This window comes from Nonomuraea sp. AD125B (assembly GCF_041402765.1).
Lineage (GTDB): Bacteria > Actinomycetota > Actinomycetes > Streptosporangiales > Streptosporangiaceae > Nonomuraea > Nonomuraea bangladeshensis.
The window spans coordinates 569,390-593,847 of the sequence record NZ_JBGLOU010000002.1; the positions used below are offsets into that span (position 1 = coordinate 569,390).

At 70.6% G+C, this 24,458-nt stretch carries 20 protein-coding genes; 9 read left to right on the forward strand and 11 right to left on the reverse strand.

What is annotated here, in order from left to right; translation table 11 throughout:
* Window positions 1-73 precede the first annotated feature (73 nt).
* From ACBR40_RS07620 to ACBR40_RS07630, 3 genes are all read right to left on the reverse strand, one after another.
* Window positions 74-202, reverse strand: coding sequence for a hypothetical protein (locus ACBR40_RS07620; protein ID WP_371248043.1), 129 nt, complete (start codon window positions 200-202; stop codon window positions 74-76).
* 588 nt (window positions 203-790) lie between these two features.
* Window positions 791-1,234, reverse strand: a complete 444-nt coding sequence (locus ACBR40_RS07625; protein ID WP_371248044.1) for a hypothetical protein — start codon at window positions 1,232-1,234, stop codon at window positions 791-793.
* 554 nt (window positions 1,235-1,788) lie between these two features.
* Window positions 1,789-4,830, reverse strand: a complete 3,042-nt coding sequence (locus ACBR40_RS07630) for a BTAD domain-containing putative transcriptional regulator (protein WP_371248045.1) — start codon at window positions 4,828-4,830, stop codon at window positions 1,789-1,791.
* Window positions 4,831-5,122: 292 nt separating this feature from the next.
* On the opposite strand from ACBR40_RS07630, the gene ACBR40_RS07635 reads away from it, so the two are divergent.
* The 3 genes from ACBR40_RS07635 to ACBR40_RS07645 all read left to right on the forward strand — a co-directional run bounded on the left by ACBR40_RS07635 (window position 5,123) and on the right by ACBR40_RS07645 (window position 11,746).
* Entirely contained in the window at window positions 5,123-9,895 is a 4,773-nt protein-coding gene (locus ACBR40_RS07635; protein WP_371248046.1) for a DNRLRE domain-containing protein, read from the forward strand.
* 442 nt (window positions 9,896-10,337) lie between these two features.
* Window positions 10,338-10,871, forward strand: coding sequence for a hypothetical protein (locus ACBR40_RS07640; protein WP_371248047.1), 534 nt, complete (start codon window positions 10,338-10,340; stop codon window positions 10,869-10,871).
* 56 nt (window positions 10,872-10,927) lie between these two features.
* Window positions 10,928-11,746 carry a GNAT family N-acetyltransferase gene (locus ACBR40_RS07645; protein WP_371248048.1) on the forward strand — a complete coding sequence of 273 codons (819 nt, stop codon included), beginning with the start codon at window positions 10,928-10,930 and terminating at the stop codon, window positions 11,744-11,746.
* Window positions 11,747-11,927: 181 nt separating this feature from the next.
* On the opposite strand, the gene ACBR40_RS07650 is transcribed toward ACBR40_RS07645, so the two are convergent.
* Together ACBR40_RS07650 and ACBR40_RS07655 are read right to left on the reverse strand one after the other, a co-directional pair.
* The gene (locus tag ACBR40_RS07650) at window positions 11,928-12,569 is read right to left on the reverse strand and encodes a response regulator (RefSeq protein WP_371248049.1); all 642 of its coding nucleotides are present in this window, start codon (window positions 12,567-12,569) and stop codon (window positions 11,928-11,930) included.
* Entirely contained in the window at window positions 12,566-13,651 is a 1,086-nt protein-coding gene (locus ACBR40_RS07655) for a histidine kinase (RefSeq protein ID WP_371248050.1), read from the reverse strand. The genes ACBR40_RS07650 and ACBR40_RS07655 overlap by 4 nt, the downstream gene beginning before the upstream one ends.
* Before the next feature lie 123 nt (window positions 13,652-13,774).
* Here ACBR40_RS07655 and ACBR40_RS07660 point away from each other — a divergent pair, with 123 nt between their 5' ends.
* The gene (locus tag ACBR40_RS07660; protein ID WP_371248051.1) at window positions 13,775-14,401 is read left to right on the forward strand and encodes a hypothetical protein; all 627 of its coding nucleotides are present in this window, start codon (window positions 13,775-13,777) and stop codon (window positions 14,399-14,401) included.
* Here ACBR40_RS07660 and ACBR40_RS07665 read toward each other — a convergent pair.
* Window positions 14,379-15,371 (reverse strand): LacI family DNA-binding transcriptional regulator, encoded by a 993-nt coding sequence (locus tag ACBR40_RS07665; RefSeq protein WP_344207526.1) that lies wholly within the window; start codon window positions 15,369-15,371, stop codon window positions 14,379-14,381. The two genes, ACBR40_RS07660 and ACBR40_RS07665, sit on opposite strands and share 23 nt — an antisense overlap.
* Before the next feature lie 64 nt (window positions 15,372-15,435).
* On the opposite strand from ACBR40_RS07665, the gene ACBR40_RS07670 reads away from it, so the two are divergent.
* Window positions 15,436-16,404 (forward strand): nucleoside hydrolase, encoded by a 969-nt coding sequence (locus ACBR40_RS07670; protein ID WP_371248052.1) that lies wholly within the window; start codon window positions 15,436-15,438, stop codon window positions 16,402-16,404.
* A complete protein-coding gene (gene add, locus ACBR40_RS07675; protein WP_371248053.1) occupies window positions 16,401-17,348 on the forward strand; it encodes an adenosine deaminase in 948 nt (315 codons plus the stop codon). Before ACBR40_RS07670 ends, add begins: the two co-directional genes overlap by 4 nt.
* Here the strand turns inward: add and ACBR40_RS07680 are convergent.
* On the reverse strand, window positions 17,306-18,106 hold the full coding sequence (locus tag ACBR40_RS07680; protein ID WP_371248054.1) for a transcriptional regulator: 801 nt from the start codon (window positions 18,104-18,106) through the stop codon (window positions 17,306-17,308). The two genes, add and ACBR40_RS07680, sit on opposite strands and share 43 nt — an antisense overlap.
* Before the next feature lie 337 nt (window positions 18,107-18,443).
* Here ACBR40_RS07680 and ACBR40_RS07685 point away from each other — a divergent pair, with 337 nt between their 5' ends.
* Both ACBR40_RS07685 and ACBR40_RS07690 read left to right on the forward strand, forming a co-directional pair.
* Complete coding sequence (locus ACBR40_RS07685; RefSeq protein ID WP_344207522.1) at window positions 18,444-18,947, forward strand: RNA polymerase sigma factor; 504 nt, start codon at window positions 18,444-18,446, stop codon at window positions 18,945-18,947.
* Window positions 18,944-19,942 (forward strand): hypothetical protein, encoded by a 999-nt coding sequence (locus tag ACBR40_RS07690; RefSeq protein ID WP_371248055.1) that lies wholly within the window; start codon window positions 18,944-18,946, stop codon window positions 19,940-19,942. The genes ACBR40_RS07685 and ACBR40_RS07690 overlap by 4 nt, the downstream gene beginning before the upstream one ends.
* A gap of 7 nt (window positions 19,943-19,949) precedes the next feature.
* Here ACBR40_RS07690 and ACBR40_RS07695 read toward each other — a convergent pair whose 3' ends face one another.
* From ACBR40_RS07695 to ACBR40_RS07705, 3 genes are all read right to left on the reverse strand, one after another.
* Window positions 19,950-20,633, reverse strand: a complete 684-nt coding sequence (locus ACBR40_RS07695; protein ID WP_371248056.1) for a nitroreductase — start codon at window positions 20,631-20,633, stop codon at window positions 19,950-19,952.
* 14 nt (window positions 20,634-20,647) lie between these two features.
* Window positions 20,648-21,217 carry a TetR/AcrR family transcriptional regulator gene (locus tag ACBR40_RS07700; RefSeq protein WP_371248057.1) on the reverse strand — a complete coding sequence of 190 codons (570 nt, stop codon included), beginning with the start codon at window positions 21,215-21,217 and terminating at the stop codon, window positions 20,648-20,650.
* A gap of 282 nt (window positions 21,218-21,499) precedes the next feature.
* Window positions 21,500-22,240, reverse strand: a complete 741-nt coding sequence (locus ACBR40_RS07705; RefSeq protein ID WP_371248058.1) for an alpha/beta fold hydrolase — start codon at window positions 22,238-22,240, stop codon at window positions 21,500-21,502.
* Window positions 22,241-22,528: 288 nt separating this feature from the next.
* Here ACBR40_RS07705 and ACBR40_RS07710 point away from each other — a divergent pair, with 288 nt between their 5' ends.
* Entirely contained in the window at window positions 22,529-23,989 is a 1,461-nt protein-coding gene (locus ACBR40_RS07710; RefSeq protein ID WP_371248059.1) for a sialidase family protein, read from the forward strand.
* A gap of 58 nt (window positions 23,990-24,047) precedes the next feature.
* On the opposite strand, the gene ACBR40_RS07715 is transcribed toward ACBR40_RS07710, so the two are convergent.
* The gene (locus tag ACBR40_RS07715; RefSeq protein ID WP_344207516.1) at window positions 24,048-24,368 is read right to left on the reverse strand and encodes a hypothetical protein; all 321 of its coding nucleotides are present in this window, start codon (window positions 24,366-24,368) and stop codon (window positions 24,048-24,050) included.
* Window positions 24,369-24,458: the final 90 nt, after the last annotated feature.

Here is a 24,458-nt window from a genome sequence, read left to right on the forward strand (position 1 = left end):
AGGGGCGCCGGGTCAACCCTCCCCCCGCGCCCGTAGGAGCCGACAGCTCCTCGCCCTCGTGCCGTCGCGTTGATCAGGCGGTCTTGCCGCGGGCGATGAAGAGCTTCATGTCGGTGAAGTCGACGGTGATGTTGTAGGGCTTCCAGAAGCAGTGGGCGAACCAGCCCATCGAGTCGAATCCCGCCCCATAGGGCCAGGGCACGTTGACCGGCTGGTTCGGGTTGGTGGTGCAGTAGACCTCCTTGGCGACGGCGTTGCCGAGGCGGATCTCGTTCGGGTAGCAGGGGTAGCCGGGTGGCTTTGGGCGAAAGTTCCGATTCTGCCGTCGTAGCCGGTGCGGACCCCCAACCGATTGGCCGTTCCCCCTCGCAGGCCCGCGGCGATCTCGCCGACTCTGCCGAGGTTCACACCCACCACCCGTGTGCCGGAGCCTGCGGCGCCGGTGAAGCTGCCCGTACTGTGCAGGTACTGCTCACGAGCCAGCCACAGCGGCAGGGGTGTGGCGCCCGCCCGTCTGGCGGCGGCGCGTGCCTTCCGGGCCGTTTCGGGGGTACGACGGCGCAGGATCAGCTGCCGGTCCGCGTAGTTGAAGGTGGTCAGCAAGTGGTGGAAGACCCACGTGCCGATCAGGCCGTCGCTGTCGGTTTCGACATCGTCGCCCGACTCCGTCGACGACCAGCTCACGGGGATGTTGCGCAGTTCGATGCCGCTCGACTTGATGGAGCCCAGTATCCCGTAGTGGACCCAGATGGGGCTGTCCATGAAGTCAATCTTCTGGCTGGCGACGGGGCTAAGCCGGGGCGCCGGTGTAGAACGTGAAGCGCTTCGCCGGTCCGTCGTTGACCGAGACCTCCACCAGCGGCATCGGGTCCATCTGCTGGAATGGCACCCGCGCGGTCCCGCCGTGGATCTGGTACGCCTCGCCGCTGACCGCCGTGAACCACTTGGCGTAGCCTCCTTCCCCGGCCGCTTTCCAGTGGGGTGCGGACAGGGCGAACTTGTCCTGCCGGATGTAGCAGTCGCCCAGGAGGTGGTTGGTCTCCTTGTCGCCGGGCGCCAGGTCGAGGGCCGTCTTGAGGTGTTCCTCGGCGTTCGGGGAATCGGTTGGACAGCAGCCCGAGGTAACCGCGCCGGCGGGCCGCGTGCAGGCTCCTGGGGTCCTTCTTAAGGATCTCCTCGTACGCGTGGCCGGCCTGCTCGAACTTGCCGGCCTCGAACAGCGCGTCCGCGTCACCGCGGCCGGTTGACGCGGTGGCCGCCCCGTCCAGCAGCGGCGCGGCCGCGGCGGCTCCGGCCAGGACGGCCGCGCCGCGCAACAGCGAACGCCGGTCCCATTTCCCGTCATCAGCCACGCCTTCTCCTCATCGTGATCATCTTTGCCATGAATTCCTGTTCGACGGACCGGCAGAACGCCACGGCCGGTTCGTCCCGGCCGGCTTGAGGAGGGCGACGCCGTGATGCTGGGAGCGCCCGCCGGCCGACTGCCTCTACTGTCGGCCGGGCGTGTCTCTGCCTCGTCCGCGCCGTGTCATGGTCGAGTCGCGGCCGCGACCGACGGTGGTAGCCGTTGGCGAACCTGGACATACAGGAGACAACCCGCCCATATTCGGCGGCTCGGCGTCGTAAGTGGAGTGGCCCGGTACGGGTCGGCCTGTCCCGCTTCCTTGAGAGCGGCTCGCCGGGTTTCCACCTGGGCGCGGCTCGCCTCGACGTATCTGGCCCAGCCGGTCTCAGTGATGACGGTGCAGACGCCGCGTTGGCCCGCGGCGCCGTGGGCGAGCTCGACGGCTACGGCGTTGGCCTGTCCCGCCGCTCCTTCGAGGCGGCCTGACGGCCGACGCCGCCCAGTCGTTCGATCACCGCTCTCGCTTGGGGGACGCCCATGGGCTCCAGGATGTCGAGCGCTTCGCGGAAGAGGCTCCCGGCCTCGTCCGGCCGACCCAGAGCGTCATGGGCGTCGGCGACCGCGTGACGCGTGACCCCCTGCAGGTACCGGTCGGCGAGGTCGTCGGCGATGTTCAGGGCGAGCCGATAGTGCGTCAGCGCCTCCTCGGCGTCGCCGACGGCGAGGTGGTGGTGGCCGAGGTCCAGCAGGATGTCGCATTCGCTGGTGCGGTCGCCGTCCTGCCTGATCAGGGCGAGCGCGCGCAGGAGCAGATCACGTGACTCGGCGAGACGACCCTGCTTGCGATGGACCCGGCCGAGGCCGTTGAGAGCCTGGGCCTCGATTCTGCGCTGGCCGATCTCGCTGTTCAGCTCCACGGCACGCTCGTAGGCGTCCAAAGCCCTCGCGGAATCGCCCATGTCGTCGTAGATGTCTCCGAGCAGCGCGAGCGTGTAGCCCTCGTCAGCGGGATTGCCGGCCGCGCGGTCGTAGTCGAGGCAGCTGAGCGCCCCGGACAGGGCGTCGTCCAGCCGCCCCACCCGGCGGTAGGCCATGCTCAGGGCGAAGGTCGCCAGGATCTCCCCCCGCTCGTTGTGCAGTCGCCGGTACAGGTCGATCGCCTGCAGGCTGTCGGAGATGGCCTGACGGAACTCGCCGGTCCAGAGACGGCTGTAGCCGATCCGGTAGGTCGCGTATGCCTCGCCCACGGCGTCTCCGACCGCACGGCTCAGGTCCAGGGCCTGCTGCTGGTACTCGATGCCTTCCCGCACGCGCCCCGCGAAGAGGCAGGCCATGCCGAGAGCGTTCAGTACGCGGCCTTCGCCTTCCCGGTCGCGCAGCTCCCGTGCCGCCTCCAGCGCCAGCCGGAGGCTCGCCAGCCAGTCGTCGATCCGGTTCCTGAGGTAGAAGAAGTAGTCGAGGGCGTCCACGAGCTCCCAGACGTGCGCGTGGGAGCTGTGCTGCACGGCGTACTGGATCGTGGCCATGAGCATGGGATATCTGAGGTCCAGCCACGCCGCAGCCGGGTCGAACCCGTCGAACACCGGCACCTCGTGCACGGGCTTCGCGCATTTGGGCTCGCCGGTGAGCTCGGCGTAGACCTGATGCATGGCCGCCCTGGTGGCGTACACGAGCCAGTCGAAGAGCTGGGACAAGGCGTCGTTGCGAAGCCGTTCGCTGTCGTGGGCGTGGCTGAGCTCGCGCGCGAAGAGCCAGACGAGATCGTGGAGCACGTAGCGTCCGCTGCGGTTGCGGTAGACGAGGTGGGCGCTGACGAGCGCGTCGATCGCCGAGGCGATCTCTTCCCTGGACTCCCCGGTCATGGCGGCGATCTCGTCGGCGTCGATGTCCGGGCCGGGGTGCAGGCCCATCATCCGGAACGTCCTCTGGTGTGTCTCGGCGAGCCCCTGGTAGGACAGCGCGAACGCGTGCCGGACGCCGACGCGGGGGTCGCCTTCGACGTTCAGCGCGGTCAGCCGGTCACGCCCGATGAATCCGGCGACGAAATCGGCGACGGGGAGATCCGGCTGACCGGCCAGGTGGGCTGCGGCCAGGCGGAGCGCCAGCGGCAGGTGACCGCAGAGGCGGGCCATCGACTCCACGGCGTCCCGCTCGCGGGCGACCCGCTCGTGACCCAGGATCGCGCCGAGCAACGCCATCGCCTCGTCGGGCGACAGCACATCGAGGGGAACGGCATGCACGTCGTGCGTGGCGACCAGCCCGCGGAGCGACTCCCGGCTGGTGATGATCACCTTGCAGTGCGCGGAGCCGGGCAGCAGGGGCCGGATCTGATCGGCCCTGGCCGCGTTGTCGAGCACGACGAGAAGCCGCCGGTCGGCCAGCAGCGAACGGTAGAGCGTTTCTCGTTCCCCCGCCCCGGGCGGGATCGCGTCCTGTGCCACGCCGAGCCCGTACAGGAGCTGGTGCAGGGCCTGCATGCTCGTGACCGGCTCGCCGGGGGAGTGTCCGTGGAGGTCGATGTAGAGCTGGCCGTCCGGGAACAGGGACATGCGCCGGTGGCTCCAGCGGGTCGCCAGCGCGGTCTTGCCGACTCCCGGCGGGCCCGTGACGACGGCGATGCTCACCGAGGCGGCCTCGCCGGACAGCAGCCGATCCAGCTCACGGAGACTGTCCTCGCGGCCGGCGAAGCGGACGACGTCGGCGGGCAGCTGGCGTGGCCGCACAGCCGGTGGAGGTGCCTGGTGGGGTCTTTCCTCGGGGGCGGCCGAGAGAATCGCCTGGTGCAGCGCGCTCAACTCCTCGCCCGGCTCCAATCCGAGCTCCTGCCGCAGGTGGTGCCGCCCGATCCGGTATTCCTCCAGCGCCTCCGCCGTCCGGCCCGAACGGTGGAGTGCCGTCATCAGCTGGCCACGGAGCCGCTCCTGAAGGGGATATTCGGCCACGAGGTGCCGTAATTCGCCGATCAGGTCCGCATGGCGGCCGAGGGCGAGATCGGCTTCGATCCGGTCCGCGAGGGCGGCGATGCGCAGCTCCTCGAGCGCGGCGCCGTCCGTGAGCAGGAGCTCGTCACGGGTGCCGGCCAAGGCGGGGCCGCGCCACAGGGCCAGCGCCGCGCGGAACTGGTCAGCCGCCTGCCGGGCGTCACCCGCGGCCAGGGAGGTGCGTGCCGCCCGTGTGCCGGCGCCGAAGACGTCGAGATCGGAGCCACCCGGCGGTATGTGCAGCCGGTATCCCGCGGGGGTTCCCGACAGATGAGCGGGAGTGCCCAGCGCCCGCCGCAGCGACCACAGATGGTTGTGCAGCAGTTTCCGGCCCGAGGCCGGGATCTCCGTCCCCCACAGCGCGCTCAGCAACCGGTCGTGGGACACCACCTGATTGCCCTTGAGCACCAGGACCGCCAGCAGCGTCCGCTGCTTCTGACCGACGATCGGGATCGACCTCCCGTCGCGCCACAGATCCACTGGGCCCAGGACCCGGTATTCCACCTGCCCTCCTCGCAACGCTCAAGCTGATCCCGACAGCGAAGGTCGTGCGCATGGCCGCCGCGGTGGGGCTCCCGGATCTCCGCAGCTCCAACCTTGGATATCAGATCGGCACGACAAGATCGAGAGTTGTCGAGGTCAAGATCAAGAGCGCTGGGCCGCATGCTGCCACCAACCCTTTACAACCTCCTGGATTGAGGTGTCAGTGAACCAATTAGGCAGATCGGCGAGGCGGACTCGGCCACCTCGCCGGCTAGCACTGGCCACGGCGCTCACGGTCACGGCGGCATTGCTCGTGGCCGGCCCATCGGCCGTCGCCCAGGCCGAGCCCGAGCCGGCCGCGAAGGCCGCCCCGACGGCGACCGCCTTCCCCGCCCCCAAGGATCCGGACGCGCCCTTGCGGGCGGCGCTCGCGGAAGCCAAGAAGCAGAACAAGCCGGTCGCCGTCGAGGAGATCTACACCGAGGCCTCCCGTACGTGGGCCCACCCCGACGGTCACCTGACGACCGAGTCGTACGCGGGCCCCTCCCAGCTCAAGCAGCCCGACGGAACGTGGGCCTGGCTCGACACCACCCTGGTCGAACAGGACGGTGTACTCAAACCCAGGCTGACCAAGGCGAAGGTCGCGTTCTCGGCCGGCGGTGACGCGCCGTTCGCCTCCATGGAACGCGGTGAGGGGCAGCGATTCGCGCTCACCTGGCCGACGAAGCTCCCCAAGCCGACGATCAAGGCCAACGTCGCCGAGTACCGCGACGCGGCGGGCCCGGGAGCGGACCTGGTGGTGACCGCGCTGCCGACAGGGTTCCGCCACGACGTGGTGCTGCGTGAGCGGCCGGCCGGGCCCGTGGAATACCGCATCCCGGTGGAGACCAGCGGGCTGAGCTTCGCGGAGCGGAAGAACGGCGGCCTGCGGCTCAGCGACGGCAAGGGCAAGGTCGTGGCGGAGGCGCCCGAGCCGGTGATGTGGGACAGCAGCGGGACGTCCCCGCAGACGGGCGGCCCGCGGCAGGCGACGATTCCCACGGACGTGGTCAAGGAGAACGGGCAGAGCGTGCTCGTGCTGAAGCCGGACACCGCCTGGCTGTCCGACCCGGCGACCACGTTCCCCGTCGTGGTGGACCCCACCTCGACGATCACGGTGACCACCGACACCGTGCTCAGCTCCCTGTGCGCCGGCGCGTGGGACAAGCCGGGCTCGACGACGTTGAAAGTCGGCGGTCAGCGCGCGTCCTGCGGCACGGCTGACGGCTTCGACTACAGCCGGTCCTATCTCAGGTTCGACGTCAGCTCCTTCACGAACAAGCCCGTGCACTCGGCGTCCCTCCAGCTGTTCAAGTCGAACCACCTGGCCTGTCACCAGCGTGGCGAGGGTTCAGGCAAGGGCGTCATCTACGCCGGCTACCTGCAGGACTCCTGGACCCCCGGCCGCATGCAATGGCCGAACAAGCCAGCCAACACCATCGAACTGACGAGCTCGGTGTGCGCGTCCACCACGACGCAGACGATGAGCTGGCCGGTCACCAACTGGGTCAAGCGCTGGGCCGGCGGTGCGCCCAACAGCGGCATCGAGCTGCGCGGCACCACCGAGAGCCTGGTCAACAGCTGGGACTCGTACTGGGCCGAGTTCCACTCCGCGGAGATGACCGGCACGGGGGCGAACCCGCCCAAGCTGATCGTGAACTACTTCCTGCCCCCGGAGATCCCCACGGTGACCGCCGAGTCGGTCGATTCACTCGACGGGGACCACGCCATCGTCCGGACGAAGTCGGTCAAGATCGGCTACAAGTCCGCCTCGGTGGACGGCAGGAACATCGACTACTACGCCTCCGTGATCGACTCCACCGCGCCGATGCCCACGTGGACCACCGGCGGCGGGGCCACCGGCCAATGGAGCTTCAACGAGTTCACCTACGGAACCGACTCCAGCGGCAAGGGCAACCCTCTCGTCTTCCCGCTCGGCACCGATTCCGAGATCGACGGCAAGCAGGGCAAGGGGCTGTTGCTGACCCCCACGGGCGGCAAGCTCGCCTTCGGGTCCACGCAGAGGCCGGCCGTCGACACGGGCAAGAGCTACTCCGTGGCCGGCTGGGTGCGGCTGGACAGCCTCGCCAACTCGGCCGACCTGCTCAGCCAGGACGGCACCCGCAACAGCGCCATGATCGTGGGCTACGACAGCGCGGCCCGCAAGTGGACCTTGGAGGCGTACCACGCCGACACCGACGGCAGCGCCGCCAGCCGGATCGTGTCGACGTCGGCGGCCCAGGCCGGGGTCTGGACCCACGTGGCCGGGGCTTACGACAGCGCGGCGAAGAAGGTGCGGCTGTACGTGAACGGGGCACTGGCCGGCGAGAGCGACCACACGGCCACGCCGTGGCAGGCCACGGGGAGCTTCAACCTGAACCTCGGACTCCGCTCCGGCGTCGTCCTGTCCACCCGCAAGGTCTCCTACGACGAGGTTCGCGTCTATGACCGGGCCCTTAACGAGACCGAGGTGAAGTGGATGACGTCCCTCACCCCGCCGACCAACGCCAACCTTCCTTCGGGGCAGGCGGCCTCGCTGACGTACGACGTGGGCAACGTCGACTACTTCAGGATCTCCATCAGGGCCTGCCTGACCGGCGTCAACCCGCCCACCTGCAACGAGAGCCCGTACTACCGGATCTCGACGGACGCGCCGCTGCTCCCGACGGACACCGAGACGGGCACGGCCGATCCCATGCGGCCGATCCTGTCCGGAATGGTGAACCGCCCGTCCGGCGGATCCCTCACGGCCAAGTACTACCTGTACGACGGCAACGACGTCCCGGTGGGTGCCGTGCCGCTCGGTACGCGTACGGTCAGGGGCGGAGAGCGGGCCTCCTTCCAGATCCCCGCCGACACCGTCCGGCCGGGCGGCACGTACAAGTGGCAGATGACGGCCTGCGCGAGCGGCGCAACGGCGACAGACGAAATCTGCACCTCGAAGACCGCCCCGGTGTCCTTCACCGTCCCCGGCACGCCTCCGCCGGATCCAGTGGAGGATGCCAGAAACCTGTCGTTGGCCAAGGACAATTTCGTCATCAAGACGGCCAGGACCGATCCGGCCGCCTGCGACGGCGGTCCGTGCACGCTGATCGACTCCACCACCATACGGATCGGCGGTACCGGCTCGGACAAGACGGCCGCGGTCCTCGGGTTCAATCTGGGCGCGCTTCCCGACGGCGCGGGTGTGTCCCAGGGCATTCTCAAGCTCGGCACTCCCACCTGTGCGACGGGCACGTGCCCCGCCGATGCCGTCATCACCGCCACGCCGCTGAAGAGCCCGGTGACCGCGGAGACCAAGGGTTCGAGCCTGGCCGGCGACGCGGATCCGATGACGTCACCGTACTCGCTGCCGTTGAGCGACCCGCAGGCGGACATCGCGGGGAGCGAATACCAGTGGCTGATGCTCACGTCCAACACCGACGCGGTCATCACCTTCGGTGAGCCGGCGTCCGCCGAGCAGCCCTCGCTCGCGGTCACCTACCTGCTCGCGGGGCCGCCGAGCAACGTGCTCAACCTCGCCGCCTCCGGCGGTCACGCGAGCCTGGTGGCCAGCTGGGGCCTGCCACAGTCCAACGGCAGTGTGGCCATGCTGGACGGCTACGACGTGGAGGTCCTGGACAACGCCGGCACGGTGGTCAAGACCCAGCAGGTCACGGACTCATGGGTGACCGTCACCGGGTTGACCAACGATGTCACCTACACCATCAAGGTGCGGGCCAAGACCGCCTTCGGGGTGGGCGGCTGGGAAAGCGCCACCGCCACCCCCAAGGCCGTGCCGCCGCCGCCCCCGCCCAGAGCGGCCTGCGTTCTCGAACAGTCGCCGAGCCGGACCGCAGCCGCCTCCGCGGCCCAGTCGGGCGCCGAGGTTTACGTCGATCGGGTCAAGGCCTATTTCCAGGCCCAGGACAGCGTTCTGAGCGGGGAGTCCGACACCATCTGGGACGCCACTGGCGTCACACCGGATGGTCCCAACACGGCCAAGCTCTCGCTGCTGAACGCGACACTCGTCGGCGAGCGGGATGCTCTGACGCGGGTGGGCGAGGTCCGTACTGGCGCCGCTGTCGCAGTCGACAACGCTGCCGTGCAAGCCCAACCTGACGGCACGGTCCGCGTGACCGCCGAGGTCAAGCGGACCTGGACGGTTCAGTCCACCGACTCTGCCACGGCGAGCAGAACCACATCATCGAGCGGCGCCGGCGGGGCCGTGGAGGGCATCGAGAGCACTATCTCGATCTTCGTCTTCGACCGTTGTGGTGGCCTCACCATCATCGAGGCCCCCCTGCCGTCCTATCAGGACACGAGTGACCATACCGATCCGTGTTCTGGGTTCGTGGATCCCGACGGGTCGGTCCAGGAGGTCTGCGGCGTCTCGGTGGGCGGCTCGGTGTCCTCGATCGGGGCCGGGTTCGATAAGACTCTCGCGCTGGGCAAGAACTGGTACGTCCATTATCGAGCTTCCTCCCGCACGCCGCGAACGGTCCACGACGCCCTGGAGCCCTGGGATTCGGAATGGCCGGTCAATTCGTTCATCAATTATCTCCGGATTTACCCGCACCCCAACGGGCAGTACGGCTGGGACTCCGACTATGGCAAATATCTCGTTTCCCACGCCTATATGAAGGTGACCGCGAGTACCTGCTTCCGGGACAGATCGACGAAGTCGAGCTCAGAGGCCACGGTCAGCCTGACTCCATCCTTCACGTACAAATGGGAGAGTCAGGCCAAGGAGGCGTGCGGGGCGGTCGAGGAGGTACGCAAGCGCGGCACCACCAAAACGAACGGCGATCCACAGCTGAACGCGTACCGCGGATTCATTATGGGGAAGTGCGACACAAGTGCATGCAGCATCGATCGGTTCCGCCACGTCTACGACGCGGAGATTCGCCTGGACTACAAGAAAGGCGGCACCTGGTACAGGAACTTCCATGTCCAAGGAAGCCAGTCATGCCCCATCACCCGAAGTGCGGGCTGGTCGACGGTTTCGTACACCACCAGTGCGTGCCTCGGTTCGTTCTCGGTCGAGGATCTCGGCCCTCCGCTCTGATCAGCGCTGTTAGGTAGCTGCTGCAAGCCGGGGAACAAATCGTTCCCCGGCTTGTCCTTGGCTTTCCATCATCATGTGAGGCTCTTATAGGGATGCATCCTGATAAGCTTTAACGAACAGAAGCCCCTGGCGCCGAGCAGGGCTCCGCTCAAGCGCTTCGACGACTTCCCGATCATTACGATTATCGGACAGACTCAATTTCTCCACGCTGACGATGGCGCCCTCTCATTTGTCCGGTCGCATCGTCATGTCCCGAGGCATATTGTCTAAGGAGGTCTTCCAGTCACGTCCTCGGAAGAAGGAGATGGCTCTTTGCAGCGCTCGCCGCTGGCCCTTTCCCCGACGTCTATGATCAATCTGTTGTAGACTTCGGTCCCATACTCTGCGAGCCCTTCGTATTTCTTCTCCCACACGACTGCACCAGCTTGTCGGACCTCTTCCAGTGCCGCTGCTGCGCGACGGCCGCCACGCCCTGCCGGGCGAGGTGGCCCGGCTGCTGGTGCCCGCGCTGGTGTGCACTCCACTGGCCGCGCTGGCGCTGCGCGGGGTGGACACCCGCTGGCTGGCGCTGGCCGCGGGCGCCGGCGTGATCATCGCTGTGTGCGTCCTGGCCAGTGGGGTGCGCTGGAGCCGGCTGCGCCGTCCCGAGGGCGCCGTGGCCGCCGGCGCCGCCGGCGCGCTGCTCAACGTGGTCGGCGGGGTCGGCGGCCCGCCGATCGGCCTGTACGCGGCCCACGCGGGCTGGGAACCGGCGACCACGCGGGGCAATCTGCACGCCTTCTTCATTCTGCACAACACCGCGACGGCCCTGACGCTCGGCATCGTGCTGCCCGGAGCGCCTGAGCTCGCGGCACTGGCCGCCGGCACGGCCACCGGGATGCTGCTGGCGCCCCGGCTGCCGGTCGCGGCGCTACGGAGCGCCGTCCTGGGCGCGTCACTGCTGGGCGGCATCGCCCTGACGGTCGGAGCACTCTGACCTCCTGCACGCGACAGGGGTGGGGCCGGAGTGGCGGACGGAGTAGGTTCTAGCCCGTGACGGACATCCGACTTCTCGGTCCAGCGGAACTGCCCCTGTGCCAGCGCCTCGAAAGCGATCGCGAGTGGTCCACCGACGAGGCCAAATGGCGGCTGATGTTCGAGGTGGGCGAGGTCTACGCCATCGACGCGGCCGACGGCGACGGCCTGGCCGGGTGCGTGGTGGTGACCCGCTACGGTGACTCGCTGGCCGGCGTCGGCATGATGCTGGTCGCCAGCAGGTACGGCAGGCAGGGGCTCGGTACGCGGCTGATGGAGCACGCCCTGCAAGTCGCCGGGGACCGCGTCGTGGAGCTGACCGCGACCCGGTTCGGGCGCCCCGTCTACGAGCGGCTGGGCTTCCGGCCCGCGGGCAGCCTGACGATCACCATGGGCCCGATGGAGGGAGCGGCGTGCTCGTCCGGCGTTCGCCTGGCGACACCGGAGGACCACGCCGCGCTCCTCGACCTGGACGCCGAGGTCACCGGCGCCGACCGGAGCAAGGCACTGACCGCGCTGCTGGCCACGGCCGAGTGCACGGTCGTCACCGACGGCGGCTTCGCCGTGGCCTGGAACGCCGGCCCGCACCGCGTCATCGGCCCCGTCATCTCACCCTCGGAGGAGGCGGCCCGCGAGCTGATCCTGGCCGCCGCTCACGGCTCCGACCGCGACGTACGGATCGACGTGCTGGACGCCTACCCGGGGCTGCGCCCGTGGCTCACCAAGCTGGGGCTCACGGAGGGACCCGCGGCCCTGCCGACGATGGTCCACGGCGCCCGCCGCCACCCGGGCGACCGCGGACGATACGTCGCGCCCATCCTCATCTCGATGGGCTGACCGGCTTCAGACCGCCCGCCGCCCGCGCGAATCGGAGCTGCACGCGCGGATCAGGCGGGCTCGCACATGGTCGTGGCGGCGGCAGTGCTGCGGGAGACGGCCGCCGAGCGCGCCCGGTCGGAAGACGACGACTGACCTCAGTCCACCCGAAAGCCATGCATGGCCCCCGCCCACCGTAGGGTCAGGTGCGCCGCCCGGTCAGCCGCAGGGCGAGTTGGGTGCGGTCGCGCAGGCCCAGTTTGCGCAGCACGCTCGACACATGGTTTTTCACCGTGCCCTCCGTGATGTGCAGGCGGGCGGCGATCTCCCTGTTGGCGGCCCCGGCGGCCACCATCCGCGCCACGTCGAGCTCCCTGGCCGACAGCAGTTCCTCGCCGGGGAACGCGCCGTGCGCCGGTGTCCTGCGCAGGTCGGCGACAAGCCGGGCGGCGATCGGGCTGCTCAGCACGGTCTCGCCGCGGCCGGCGCGTACGATGGCGGCGACCAGGTCCTCGGGTGAGGAGTCCTTGAGCAGGTAGCCGACGGCGCCGGCGCGCAGCGCCCCGAAGATGTAGTGGTCCTCGTCGAAGGTGCTGAGCACGATCGCCGCCACGTGCGGGTGCTCGGCGGCCAACCGGCCGATCAGCTCCACGCCGTCCATGCGCGGCATCCGGGCGTCCACGAGCGCCACGTCGGGGCGGGTCTCGCCGATCGCCTCCAGGGCGGCCAGCCCGTCGGCCGCCTCGCCGACGATCTCGATGCCGTCCTCGATCTCCAGCAGTTTGCGCAGCCCCTGCCGCATCAGTTCCTGGTCGTCCACCAGCAGCACCCGGACCGCCCTCACGACGGCAGCTCCGCGCGCAGCTCGAAGCCCACGGTACGGTTGCCGCTGGTGAGGCTGCCCCCGAGCGCCCTGACCCGGTCGCTCAGCGAGCTCAGGCCGAACCCGTGGCCCTGGCCCGCGCCCTTGCCGTCGTCGGTGATCGCGAGCACGATCCTCCTCTTGTCGAACGTCAGCGTGCCGCGTACGGACCGAGCCTCCGCGTGCCGTACGGCGTTGGTGAGCCCTTCCTGCAGCACCCGGTAGAGCACCAGCTCGGTGTCGGGGTCCAGCGGGCGTTCCGTCCCCTCCACCGCGAAGGTCACCGTGACGCCCGTCCCGGAGAAGGAGTCGGCCAGGCGCTGGAGCGCGGCGCTGCCCAGCTCGCCGTCGAGCGCCAGCGGGCGCAGCGCCCGCACCCAGCGGCGGGCGTCGGTCAGCGCCTCCTGGGTGAGGTCCTTGGCCTGGCGCACCTCCTCCCAGGCCGCCTCGGGCCGGCGTTCGCGGAACCGTTCGGCGTTCACCAAGCCCAGTTTGATCACGGTCAGGTGGTGGCCGATCGAGTCGTGCATCTCCGCCGCGATCCTGGCGCGCTCCTCGGCGACGGTCAGCTCCCGTACGCGCTCGGCGAGCCGCCTGGCCCGCAGCACCGCCGAGGCCATGCCCATGGCGAAGGCCCCGAGCAGCGCGACCACCGCCAGGTCGGCCAGCGTCTGCACGAGCGTCCTGCCGTAGAGCACGGGGGGAATGACGACCATGATGGCGGCCAGGGCGGCGAGGATGACGGTGGCGATCCGCATGCCGTACACCAGGGCGAGGTTGGCCACGCCCATGAGCACCAGGGGCGCGTGGGTGCCGGCGGAGCCGACCAGCCCCAGCGCCAGAGTGCCCGCCAGGAAGGCGGGGGCCGCCAGGACACGCCCGCGTCCCGGCCGCCACGGCATGACCACCCACAGCCCGCACAACAGCACGACGTCGGCCAGGAACAGGACCCGGTCCCGTACGGCGGCGGGCAGCATCAGGTTGATCACGACCGTGGCGCCGAGCACCAGCCAGAACACCACGCTCAGGAGCGCCGGCCTGTCGGGATCGCGTAACCACGCCATACGACCAACCTACGGTCGCGGCGGGTCCGTGTGATCCATCGGAAGGCACCATGACGATGGTCATGGCGGGTTCTATCTCAGGCTCGATGCGCCGCAGGTCCGCGCCTGCCTAGCGTTCCTCGCATGAAGACTCTCTGGACCGTCCTGCTCGCCGTGGTCCTCATGTTCGCCCAGGTGATCATCGGCTCGACCCTGCCGTCGCTGTTCCTGGACCGTACGGACCCGCTGCTGCAGCCCCTCGGCGCGCTCGGTGTCACGCTCGCCGCGCTGGCGCTGGTGTGGGCGGTGCGGCGGTTCGTGTACCGGCGGCCGTGGTCGGCGCTGGGCTGGCGGAGGCCGTGGCACATGCTGATCGGCGTGGCCGCGGGCGCGCTGCCGGTGCTCGCCGCTCTCGCGACGGCCGTGGTCGTGGGCGCCGGGACCTGGATGCCGATGGACGCCTCACCCCTGCTGAAGGCGCTGCCGCTCGCCGCCGTCGTGCTCCTGCTCGGGGCGCTCATGGCCACGTCGCTCGGCTTCGCGGCCGGGGCGGCGCGGGTGCGCGGCGGCGGGCTGTGGATGGCGGCCGGCGTGCATTGGGGCTTCCACCTGGCCCTGCGCAGCGCGCCCGTGCAGCCGGAGAGCTTCGGCATCGTGCTCGTGCTGATGGCCGTCGGGTTGACGCTGGCGGGAGCCGTCCTGCTCAGAGGGCAGGGCGTGTTGCGGCCGGACCGCCGGCAAGCGGATCTCAGCAGCCGCAGCTGCGTCTGACCACGAGCGGGGCGTGCGCGGCGGGCGCCTGGAAGGCGGGGTCGAACACGAGCTCGACGGCGTGCTCGGCCATCGCGCGCAGCGGCTGCCGGGTGACCGTCAGGGCCGGGGCCGTGTGGGCGCTTTCCGGGGTGCCGTCGAGGCTGATGAGGGCGAGCTCGTCCGGAACGGCGAGCCCGCAGGCCCAGGCCCCGGACAGGATGCCGATGGCCTGCTCGTCGGTGGCGGTGACCAGCGCCCGCGGCACCGCGTCGTCGGCGACGAGACGGCGGATCAGCGCGTCGGCGTCGGCGCGGGTGTAGGCGCAGCGCAGGAGCAGGGCGTCGGGATCGTCGCCGGCGAGGGCCTGCCACGCGGCCCGGCGCCGGCCGACGGGGCCCCCGTCGTGCGGGCCGGACAGGAAGGCGACGCGTGCGTGGCCGTGCCCGCGCAGGTGCGTGACCGCTTCCTGCGCCGCGTGCCGGTTGTCGGCCTCCACCAGGGGAGCGCGGCCGCCGTCCGGGCCGTGGTGCACGTACACGATGGGGACGCCCGCCGCCTCGGCCTGGGGGGTGACGTCCTCGCCGCCGTCGGCGGAGACGATCACGAGCGCGTCGGCCTGGGCGGCCAGGAACCGGTCCACGAGCCGCCGCTGGCGCTCGGCGGAGTAGCCGGCGTTGCCGATCAGCACGAGCCGGTCGCGCTCGTCCAGCGCCCGTTCGACGTGCCGGGCGAGGTCGCCGAAGTAGGGGTTGGGCGAGTCGGCCAGGATCAGGCCGACCACCCCGGTCGTACGGGAGCGTAGCGCCCTGGCGATGCGGTTGGGGCGGTAGCCGAGCTCGGCCGCCGCGGCCAGGACGCGCTCGCGCGTCGCGGCGGCGACGGCTCGCGGGCCGTCGTTCATCACGTAGCTCACCACCGCGGTCGAGGTGCCCGCCCTGCGGGCCACGTCGGCCATGGTGATCGTCGGCTTGTCTGCGCGTGGTGCCATAGCGGTTTACATTCTCGCATCTAATCGCTTAGATAGGGCCCTGCACAGTATTCTAAACGATTAGATGAGGTTGATCGTGCCGGCTCTTCCCCTGGTCGTCGACACCGACACCGCCTCCGACGACGCCGTGGCCCTGCTGCTGGCCGCCGGCGAGCTGGGCGACCTGCGCGCCGTGACCACGGTCGCGGGCAACGTCCCCGTCGGGGTGGGCACCCGCAACGCGCTCATCTCCCTGGAGGTGGCCGGGCGCCCCGACATTCCCGTCCATCCCGGCTGCGAACGCCCGATGACCCGCCCGTACTCCTCCGCCCAGCAGGTGCACGGACAGGACGGGATGGGCGATCTCGGCCTGCCCGAGCCGTCCCGGGCGCCCGAGGCGGGGCACGCGGTCGACGTCCTGCTGTCCTGCCCGCTCCGGCACCCCGGCGAGCTCACCCTGGTCACCCTGGGCCCGCTCACCAACGTCGCCGCGGCGCTGCTGCGCGACCGCGACCTGTTCACCCGCTACCGCCACGTGTACTGCATGGCCGGAGCCGCCGACATGCGCGGCAACATCTCCGCCACCGCCGAGTACAACGTCTGGGCCGATCCGGAGGCCGCGCGGGTGGTGCTGCAGGCGGCCACGCCGGACAGGGTGACCTGGATCGGCTGGGACGTGTCACGTACCGACGCGGTCATGACCCCGGAGGACCAGCAGCACCTGCGACGGCTCGGCACCCCCGCGGCGACCTTCGCCCACCAGGTCAACCGGACCGTCGCCGCATGGGCCCGCGACGTCACCGGCCTGCCCGGCTACGACCTGCCCGACCCCGTCGCCATGGCGGTGGCCCTGCGGCCCGACCTGGTCGTGGAGCAGGAGCAGGTGTACGCCGACATCGCGCTCGGCGACGAGACGCGCGGCCAGCTGATCATCGATCGCCGCCGCACCGCCCCCGCGCCCAACGTGACGCTCGTACGCCGCGTCGACGAGGCCGGCTTCAAGCACCTGCTGTTCCACACCCTTGCCCCGACCCACCAGGAGGGCCGCCGATGAGCCCCGCGCGCTACGAACTGCACTGCCACCTCGACGGGTCGGTACGGCCGGGCACGGTCGCCGACCTGGCCCGCGACCAGGGAGTCCCCCTCGACGGCCCCGTCGAACGCCTGGTCACCGCCCCCGCCGACTGCGGCAGCCTGACCCGCTACCTGCCCTACATCGACCTGCCGCTCCAGGTGCTGCAGACCCCCGACGCGCTGCACCGCGCGGCCAGGGAACTGGTCGAGGACTGGCACGCCGACGGCGTCGTCTACGGCGAAGCCCGTTTCGCCCCGCAGTTGCACACCCGCCGCGACATGAGCCGGGACGAGGCCGTCCAGGCGGTCGCGGCAGGGCTGGCGGCCGGACGGCAAGCCACGGGCGTCCGTACCGGGCTGCTGCTGTGCTGCCTGCGGCACCAGACGCCCGAGGAGAGCCTCGCCGTCGCCGAGACGGCGTTGCGGCACCGTGACGAGGTGGCCGGGCTCGACCTCGCCGGCGACGAGCGCCTGTACGGCGCGGCGGCGCACCGTCCCGCCTTCGACCTCGCCCACCAGGCCGGGCTTCCGGTCACCGTCCACGCGGGCGAGGCAGCCGGCCCCGGCAGCGTGTGGGAGGCGATCGACGTGCTCGGCGCCCGCAGGATCGGCCACGGCGTCCGGTCCGCGGACGACCAGGCGCTGCTCGAACGGCTGCAGCGTGACGGCATCGCCCTGGAGATGTGCCCGACCAGCAACGTCCAGACGGGCGCGGTCGCCACCTGGGCGGAGCACCCCGCCGCCCGGCTCATGGACCAGGGCCTGAAGGTCACCATCAGCACCGACGCGCGCACCACCTCGGCGACCACGCTGCGTCAGGAGTTCGAGCGCCTGCGCGAGGCGGCCGGCTGGAGGAGCGAACAGGACGAGCTCGCCCAGGCTCACGCGGCCGGCGCGGCCTTCGACGACGCGGGCGGTCCCTGACGCGATCCGCCGTGCGGCGCGGCGACGGTGACGAGGTCCTCCAGAGCGGCCACGTGACAGGCGAAGCTGTGCCGCCCCCATGGCGTCAGCTGGACGTAGGTATGGCTGTGGTGCAGCCCTTGACGCTCGTGCACGCGGACGTACCCGGCCTGGACCAGGAAGGAGAGCTCCCGCCGCAGCCCCGCGTCGTCGACGCCCACCAGGTCCCGCAGGAAGCCGGCCTCCACGCCGGTCGCGGCTGTCAGCGACGCCAGGATCGGCAGCCGGGCCGGGGCGTGCAGGATCTCGTCGAAGAACGCGTTCGCCGGCCGCGCCCGCAGCTCCCGGTGACAGCGCCGCCGGCGGGCCCGGCGGATCGCGGGGTAGGCCGCGAGGCCGGCGACGATGGTCGCCAGGGCGGCGACGGTGGCGGGGAACGGCAGGCCGAGCGCCACGGTGATGACCCGGAAGGCGACGAAGCCCCCGAGGACCCCCGCCACCCAGCTCAGGGCGAGCACGAGGTCGGCGCGGGTGACGTCCCGCTGGACGGGCGGCGTGACCACGAGGGCCGGCGTCACCGCGAACACGACGCACGCGGCCGTACGGGCGGCGATGCCCCAGCCGCCCTGAAGATCGAACGACGTGAACAGCAGGAGGACCGCCGCCATCCCGGGGAGAAGGTGACGAGGGGTGAAGCTGTGGCGGAGATGGCCATCGACGATCGCGCCCTGCAGCCGGCGGATGTCGTGGAGTGCGGATCGGGCGTCATCGGGGCTCATGACCGGTCCTCGCGGAGTGAGACGAGGGACGGCGGGCGTCCCACGGCTTCGTCATTATAGAGCACTCGCTCCGCAATGCTGGGAGCCGCGGTCGCCCGCTCCAGGACCGTGGCCGGCTCGCCGTGGTCTCCCCGGACCACCCGCTCACCGCAGAGGCCACGGTCGACCTCCCGGCGAAGAACGCAGGCCGGGCCCAGCCCGATCTGGCCTGCTCCCGCGCGCGTACGTCGCGGACCTTGCCGATCTGACCGCGTACCATCGGTGCCCGGACACCGGCCTCTGCGACAACTACTCAAAATTCCTCGGAAGAACCGCACGCCTGCGGGCAATCATGGATGTGATCACTGCTCCCGACATCTTCGAGGCCGTCTTCGAAGCCCATTACGAGGAGATCCGGCGCTACATCGGGCGGAGGTCCGGCCCCGAGGTGGCCGAGGATCTCGCCGCGGAGACGTTCCTCGTCGCCTTCAGACAACGTGAACGCTTCGACCCGGCCGTGGGCGGCATCAGGCCGTGGCTGTACGGCATCGCGACCAACCTCATCGGCCGCCACCGGCGCGCCGAGGTGCGGAGATACCGTGCCATGGCCAGGACGGGGCCGCCACCTGACGACGAAGGACACGACCAGCGGATCGTGGACAGGCTCAGCGCGAGCGTGACGGTCGGCCGTCTGGCCGGGGCGCTGGCGCGGCTGTCCAAGGGGGAGCGCGACGTGGTGCTCCTCATCGCGTACGGCGGGCTGAGCTACGACGAGGTGGCGGCGGCGCTCAGGATCGCCCCGGGAACGGTCGCGTCCCGGTTGAACAGGGCCAGGACCAAGCTGCATGAGGTGTTGGGATGAACGAGTTCCAGATCATCGACTCGGTGATGCCCGATCTGCCGCCCTCGTCGGCCGACCAGTTGGCGGCGGCGCGGGAGCGGGTGTTCGCAGGTCCAACGACACCCCCTGTACGGGCGGGCAGGAGGTCGTGGACGGGGACGGCGCTCGTCGCGGCGGCCGTCGCGCTCGTGGTCGGCGCGGTGGTGGTCCTCGTACCCCGACCTGCGGCGGAGCCGGCCGCCGTCACGCCCATGCAGAAACTGCAAGCCGCGGCCGCCGAGCTGGCGGCGACGCCGGAGGCGAAGGGCCGCTACTGGCGGCGAGACACCGAGCAGGTCCAGCGGACGAAGAACGGCGACGGCTACGAGGTCGAGGAACGGGCCAGGGAGGTCCTCGCCTTCGGTCCCGACCGCGAGGTCTACGGCTGGCACGAGCCGATCTCGTCGAAGCCGTACACGGCCGAGGGCCTGAAAACGTGGCGGCAGGACGGCTCCCCCAAGCTGTGCCCGGCGCGGGGGTGCGACAAGAACATGCCCGCGTACTCCTCCAAGGACCTGGACGTGGGACTGGAGCTCGCCGACGGGCTGAAGCCCCCACTGAAGGAACTACGGAACCTCCCCAAGGAGCCGGCGGCGCTCAGGGCGCGGCTGCTGGAAAGCTACAACCCCCGGGTGACCGAAACCGGGCGCGAGCCATGGCTCCAGGGGGCCGCCGCGCGGCTCATCAGCTCTCCGGCGACGCCCGGCACCAGGGCTGCCGCCTACCTTCTCCTGGCGAACGCGCCAGGCATCAAGGTCGTGGACGCCGTTCCCGGAACGTTCGGGCTCGACGGGCTTGCCCTCCAATCCAAGGAGGGGCAGATCGTGATCGACCGCAGGACCGGCCAGCTGCTCGGCAGACAATGGCTGACTCCCGGCGGCGTCGCCTGGAGGGCCGAGCTCGTCAGGAAGGCGGGCTGGAGTGACGTACGACCGGTGCCGCCTGCCAAGTGCGTCCGCTGTACGACCCGGCTCTAGAACCCGCTCACTGGTGGAAGCGGGTGGTCTCTTCGAGGGCGGCGCGGCCGGTCACTACGGCGCTGCCCGGCGCGTCGGGGTTCTGATAGCCGAAGGAGACGCCGAAGAGCAGCTTGCGGTCACGCACCCCGAGGTGATCGCGCACGGTGTCGGCGTAGAAGCTGAGCAGTCCCTGGGGGCAGCTCGCGATGCCGTAGGCCGCGAGGGCGAGGAGCAGGGTCTGGCCGTACATGCCCAGGTCGGCCGCCATCCGGGCCTCGGCGTTCGACGGCAGGAAGAGCAGGGCGACGTGCGGGGCGCCGTAGAAGCGGAGGCTGTCGGTCTGGTAGGCGTCACGGGCCGCGTGGTCGTCGCGTGCGATGCCGAGGGCGCTGTACATCGTCGCGCCGAAGGCGCGGCGCCGGTCCGCGTGGACGCCGGTGTAGAGGTCGGCGCTGTAGGGGAAGTCGGTGGACAGCGCGCCGCGGGCGTGGGCCGCCAGCAGCGCCTCGCTGAGCGCGTCGCGGGCGGCGCCGCTCACGACCTCGATGCTCCACGGCTGGGTGTTGGTGTTGGAAGGTGCCGCGCCGGCCAGCGAGAACACGGCGCGCAGCACGTCATCGGGCACGGGGTCGGGGCGGAACGCGCGGACCGAGCGCCGGTCCCGGATCAGCCGTTCGGCGTATTCGGGCAGCAGAACATCGGTGGACATCGCTCTCCTTCTGGTCAGTGCGACAGGAACGAGTCGAGCAGCCTGTCGACGGCGGTCACCAGGCCGGTGGCCGAGCGGTCGGGGTCGAAGATCTGGCTGGTGATGTGGGCGCCGTCGACCAGCATCTGGATGAGGTAGGCGACCTGCCCGGGATCGGTCACCGGCAGCGGCTCGACGAGCTCGGTGAAGAGTTCGAGGTAGTGGTGCTTCTGTTCCTGGGCCGCCACGCGCACCGGATGCGTCCGGTCGGGGAACTCCACGACGACGTTCGCCAGCGGGCACCCGCGATGTCCGGGCGCCGTGATGGCCTCGGCGATCCCCGCGACCACGCGGCGCAGTTGCGCGCGCGGGTCGTCGGGGCAGGCCGCGCGGACCGCCTCGATGACCTCGCGCGGCGAGATGCCCCGTTCCCGCAGGTACGCCACCGCCAGCTCGTCCTTCGACCTGAAGGCCCGGTAGATGCTCGGCTTGCCCACCCCTGACCGCTCGGCGATCTCCGCGACGCCGGTGCTGCGGACGCCCTCCTGGTAGAAGATCTCGCGGGCGGCGTCCCAGACGCGTTCCCCCGCCGGTGTCAGGCCCATCCCGGCCACTCCTTCGCTGCGTACCGATCGGTACGAGCACCGTACCGATCGGTACACCTCTCCGTCAACAGACGCCGGATCGGCGGAGGCGAGAGGGAGGGCCTGGTTTCGCGCCGTTCACGTCATCGAAGGCTCAGCGGGCTTGGTGGCACTCAGGACGCCGAACATCAATCCCACTCGACCTCGGTGAGCGGTGACAGGAGAAGTGGCGGAATCCCGTGCAGCCCGCTCCAGTCGGGAGGCGAGCTGCGGGCCGTCCACCTTCGGCCTCCTCCAAGGTGTTCACATTCTGTCGGCCAGGAGCTGGGCGAACAGGCCCGGGCGCTGCAGGGGTATGCCGTGGCCGCATCGCGGTACGGAGATCATCTCGCTGCCCGGGAGGGAGTCGTGGATGGTGCGTGCGGAGGTGTGCATGAGCTTCCGCTCACGCTCGCCCACCATCACCAGTGCCGGGTTCTTGAAGTCGGCCCAGCCGGCGGGGAGGGTGAAGCGGATGTTCTCGCCGACGCCCGCGAGAAGAGTCTCACGGCTTGTACGAGCGCTGTCGCGGACGTAGTCGGCCAGGAGCTCGTCCGGGATGAACAATTGCTTCGCCTGGAGCTTCGCGAACCACCGCTGTCGTGCGAGCGGTGCGGTCGCGGCGAGGAGCCCGAGGGTCGCCTGCGGGAACCGGAGAGGCCGCGCCTGCGCGCTCACGACGACGGCGCTGGTGACGAGATCGGGCCGGGCCGCGGCGAGGAGGATCGTGAGCTGCGCGCCCAACGAGAACCCGGCGACCGTCGCGCCGTGCGGCGCGCGTTCCTCCAGGACCCTCGCCAGGGCTTGGACGGTCACCTCGTGTGATCGATACGGCTCCGCCGCGCTGCTGCCGTGGCCGGGGAGATCGGGGATGATCACGCGGGCTTTCGTTCCGAGCCGTTCCAGCGCCGGACGCCACATCCATCCCGCGACGCCGCCACCGTGCAGCAGCAGGAGGGGAGGAGCGTGTGCGTTTCCGGCTTCACGGACATACATGCACCTCATCCTCCCACCGCCGACGAAGCCGGACGGGTGCCGCTCGTCTCAGCGACTGGAGCGATCGAGCCGGGGGAGTGGACCTGCGCAAGAACGGCGCGGTCACGGAGACGCACGGTCTGACCACGCTCCGGGCTCGCCAGTTGAGAACGCTGTCGATGGCGCGACGGCCGGAACGCGCAGGTCACAGGGCTCCGACAGGCCATTACGGTCAATGTCCAGACATAGGTGATCTTGTCGTTGTAATGTCCTCTGCGGCATTTCCCACGACCGCCGACGAAATCGAGGAACAAGCACGTGATCCGACGCCCCAAGGCATGGTTGACCGCAACGGCCGTCCTCCTCACCACTGTCATCGCGCAGCCCGCCGCCGCCGATGACGCGAGCAGCCAGGCGGCCGTCGTGCGGCCGGTTTCCGGCGTCAGCCCGCTGCCCGCCGACTGCGGCGGGCCCCCGGCCGACGGCTACGTCCTCAACCCGAACACCGAGGTCCTGCCGTCGCTCGCGGTGGACCCGAAGCGGCCGCAGCGCCTGGTCACCGTGTTCCAGCAGGACCGCTGGAACCGCTACGGCAGCAACGGCGCGCTCGCCGCGGTGTCGGAGGACCGCGGCCTGACCTGGAAGACCTCCACGAACCTGCCCGCCTTCTCCCGCTGCAACGGCGGCACGCCGGCCAACGGCGGCGACTACGACGTCACGACGGACCACTGGGTCACGGTCACCCCGTCCGGCGCGGCGATCGCCGCGTCGTTGTCGATGTCGCGCGCCGGCGACGTGACGGCCATCCTGGTGTCCCGGTCCGCCGACGGCGGCCGCACCTGGGGCGCGCCGGTCACGCTGCAGCGCGACGACGACGTGCGCTTCTTCAACGACCGCCCGTCGGTGACCGCCGACCCCTACCGGCCCGGCGTCGTGTACGCGGTGTGGGACCGCATCGACGACCAGTCGACCGACACGGCGCCGAACTGGGTCCAGCCGGTCTACCTGGCCAAGTCGACCGACGACGGGCGTACGTGGACCACGAGCAAGGTGTTCGACGTGCCGGCCAACAGCGGCGTCATCGGCACCCAGCTGGTCGCGCTCCCGGACGGCACGCTGCTGATCGGCATGCACCACGAGACCACCGACGAGGGCTTCACCCAGGTCATCCGCTCCACCGACGGCGGCCGGACCTGGTCGGCGCCGACCCTGAACGTCCCGGCCCCGATGGCGGTCGGCCCCCGCATCCCCGACCCGGACAACTCGGGCGATCCCATCCGTAACGCGGCCCTGCCGCTGCTGGCCGCCCAGCCGGGCACCCGGACGGTCCACCTCGTCTGGCCGAGCCAGGCCGCCGACGGCACCTTCCACGTGGCCTACGCGCGATCGGCGGACGGCGGGCAGACGTGGTCCAGCCCGGTGCGGGTGGACAGGACGCCCACGGGTTCGGCCGCCGTACCGGCTGTGGCCGTGTCCAGGACGGGCACCGTGGCGGTCACGTACTACGACTTCCGCAACAACACCCCCGACGCCGGCCTGCCCACCGACGTGTGGGCCGTGACCTGCGCGAGCAACTGCACGCGGGGCGGCTCGTGGCGTGAGCAGCACCTCGAGGGCCCGTTCGACGCGCGCAAGGTCCCGCTGACCAGCGTGGGACGCCTGCTCGGCGACTACACGGGCCTGGTCTCGACCGGCGACGGCTTCACCGCCGTGTACGGCGTGACCACCGGCGACGCCGCCAACCCGGTGGACCTGCACAGCGCGGTCTTCTCCCGCTGAGCGACGCCGCCCGCCCGGCGACGGGGTTCCGGTCACCAGCCGGAACCCCGCGCCCGGCCTACGGGAACTGCGTCCAGGCCTTGACGACGTGGCAGCCCTGGGAGTCGCCGGAGACCGTGGAGGCAGGTCCCGACTGGCCGGAGGCCTTGGTGACCCAGGGGCCGACCACTGTCCTCGTGTAGGGGTAGTGCGCCGAGTTGCACGTGGCGGCCACCCGGTAGCTGCCGAAGCCGCTGGCGCAGAACGCCCCCGCCACGTTCGTCGTCGTGTTCACCGAGCTGAAGCAGTTCCAGACTTCGGCGTGCGCGGGGGCGGCGAGTCCGGCGAGGACCATCGCGCCGCCCGCCGCCGCGGCCAGCATCTGTGCGAACCTTCGCATCGCGTCTCCTTCGCGTCCTTCTCCAGGGCTGACGCGCTTCATCCTTCAGCGGCCGCGGGGCCCGGCCCAGGGCGCGGGGAGGACATCTGC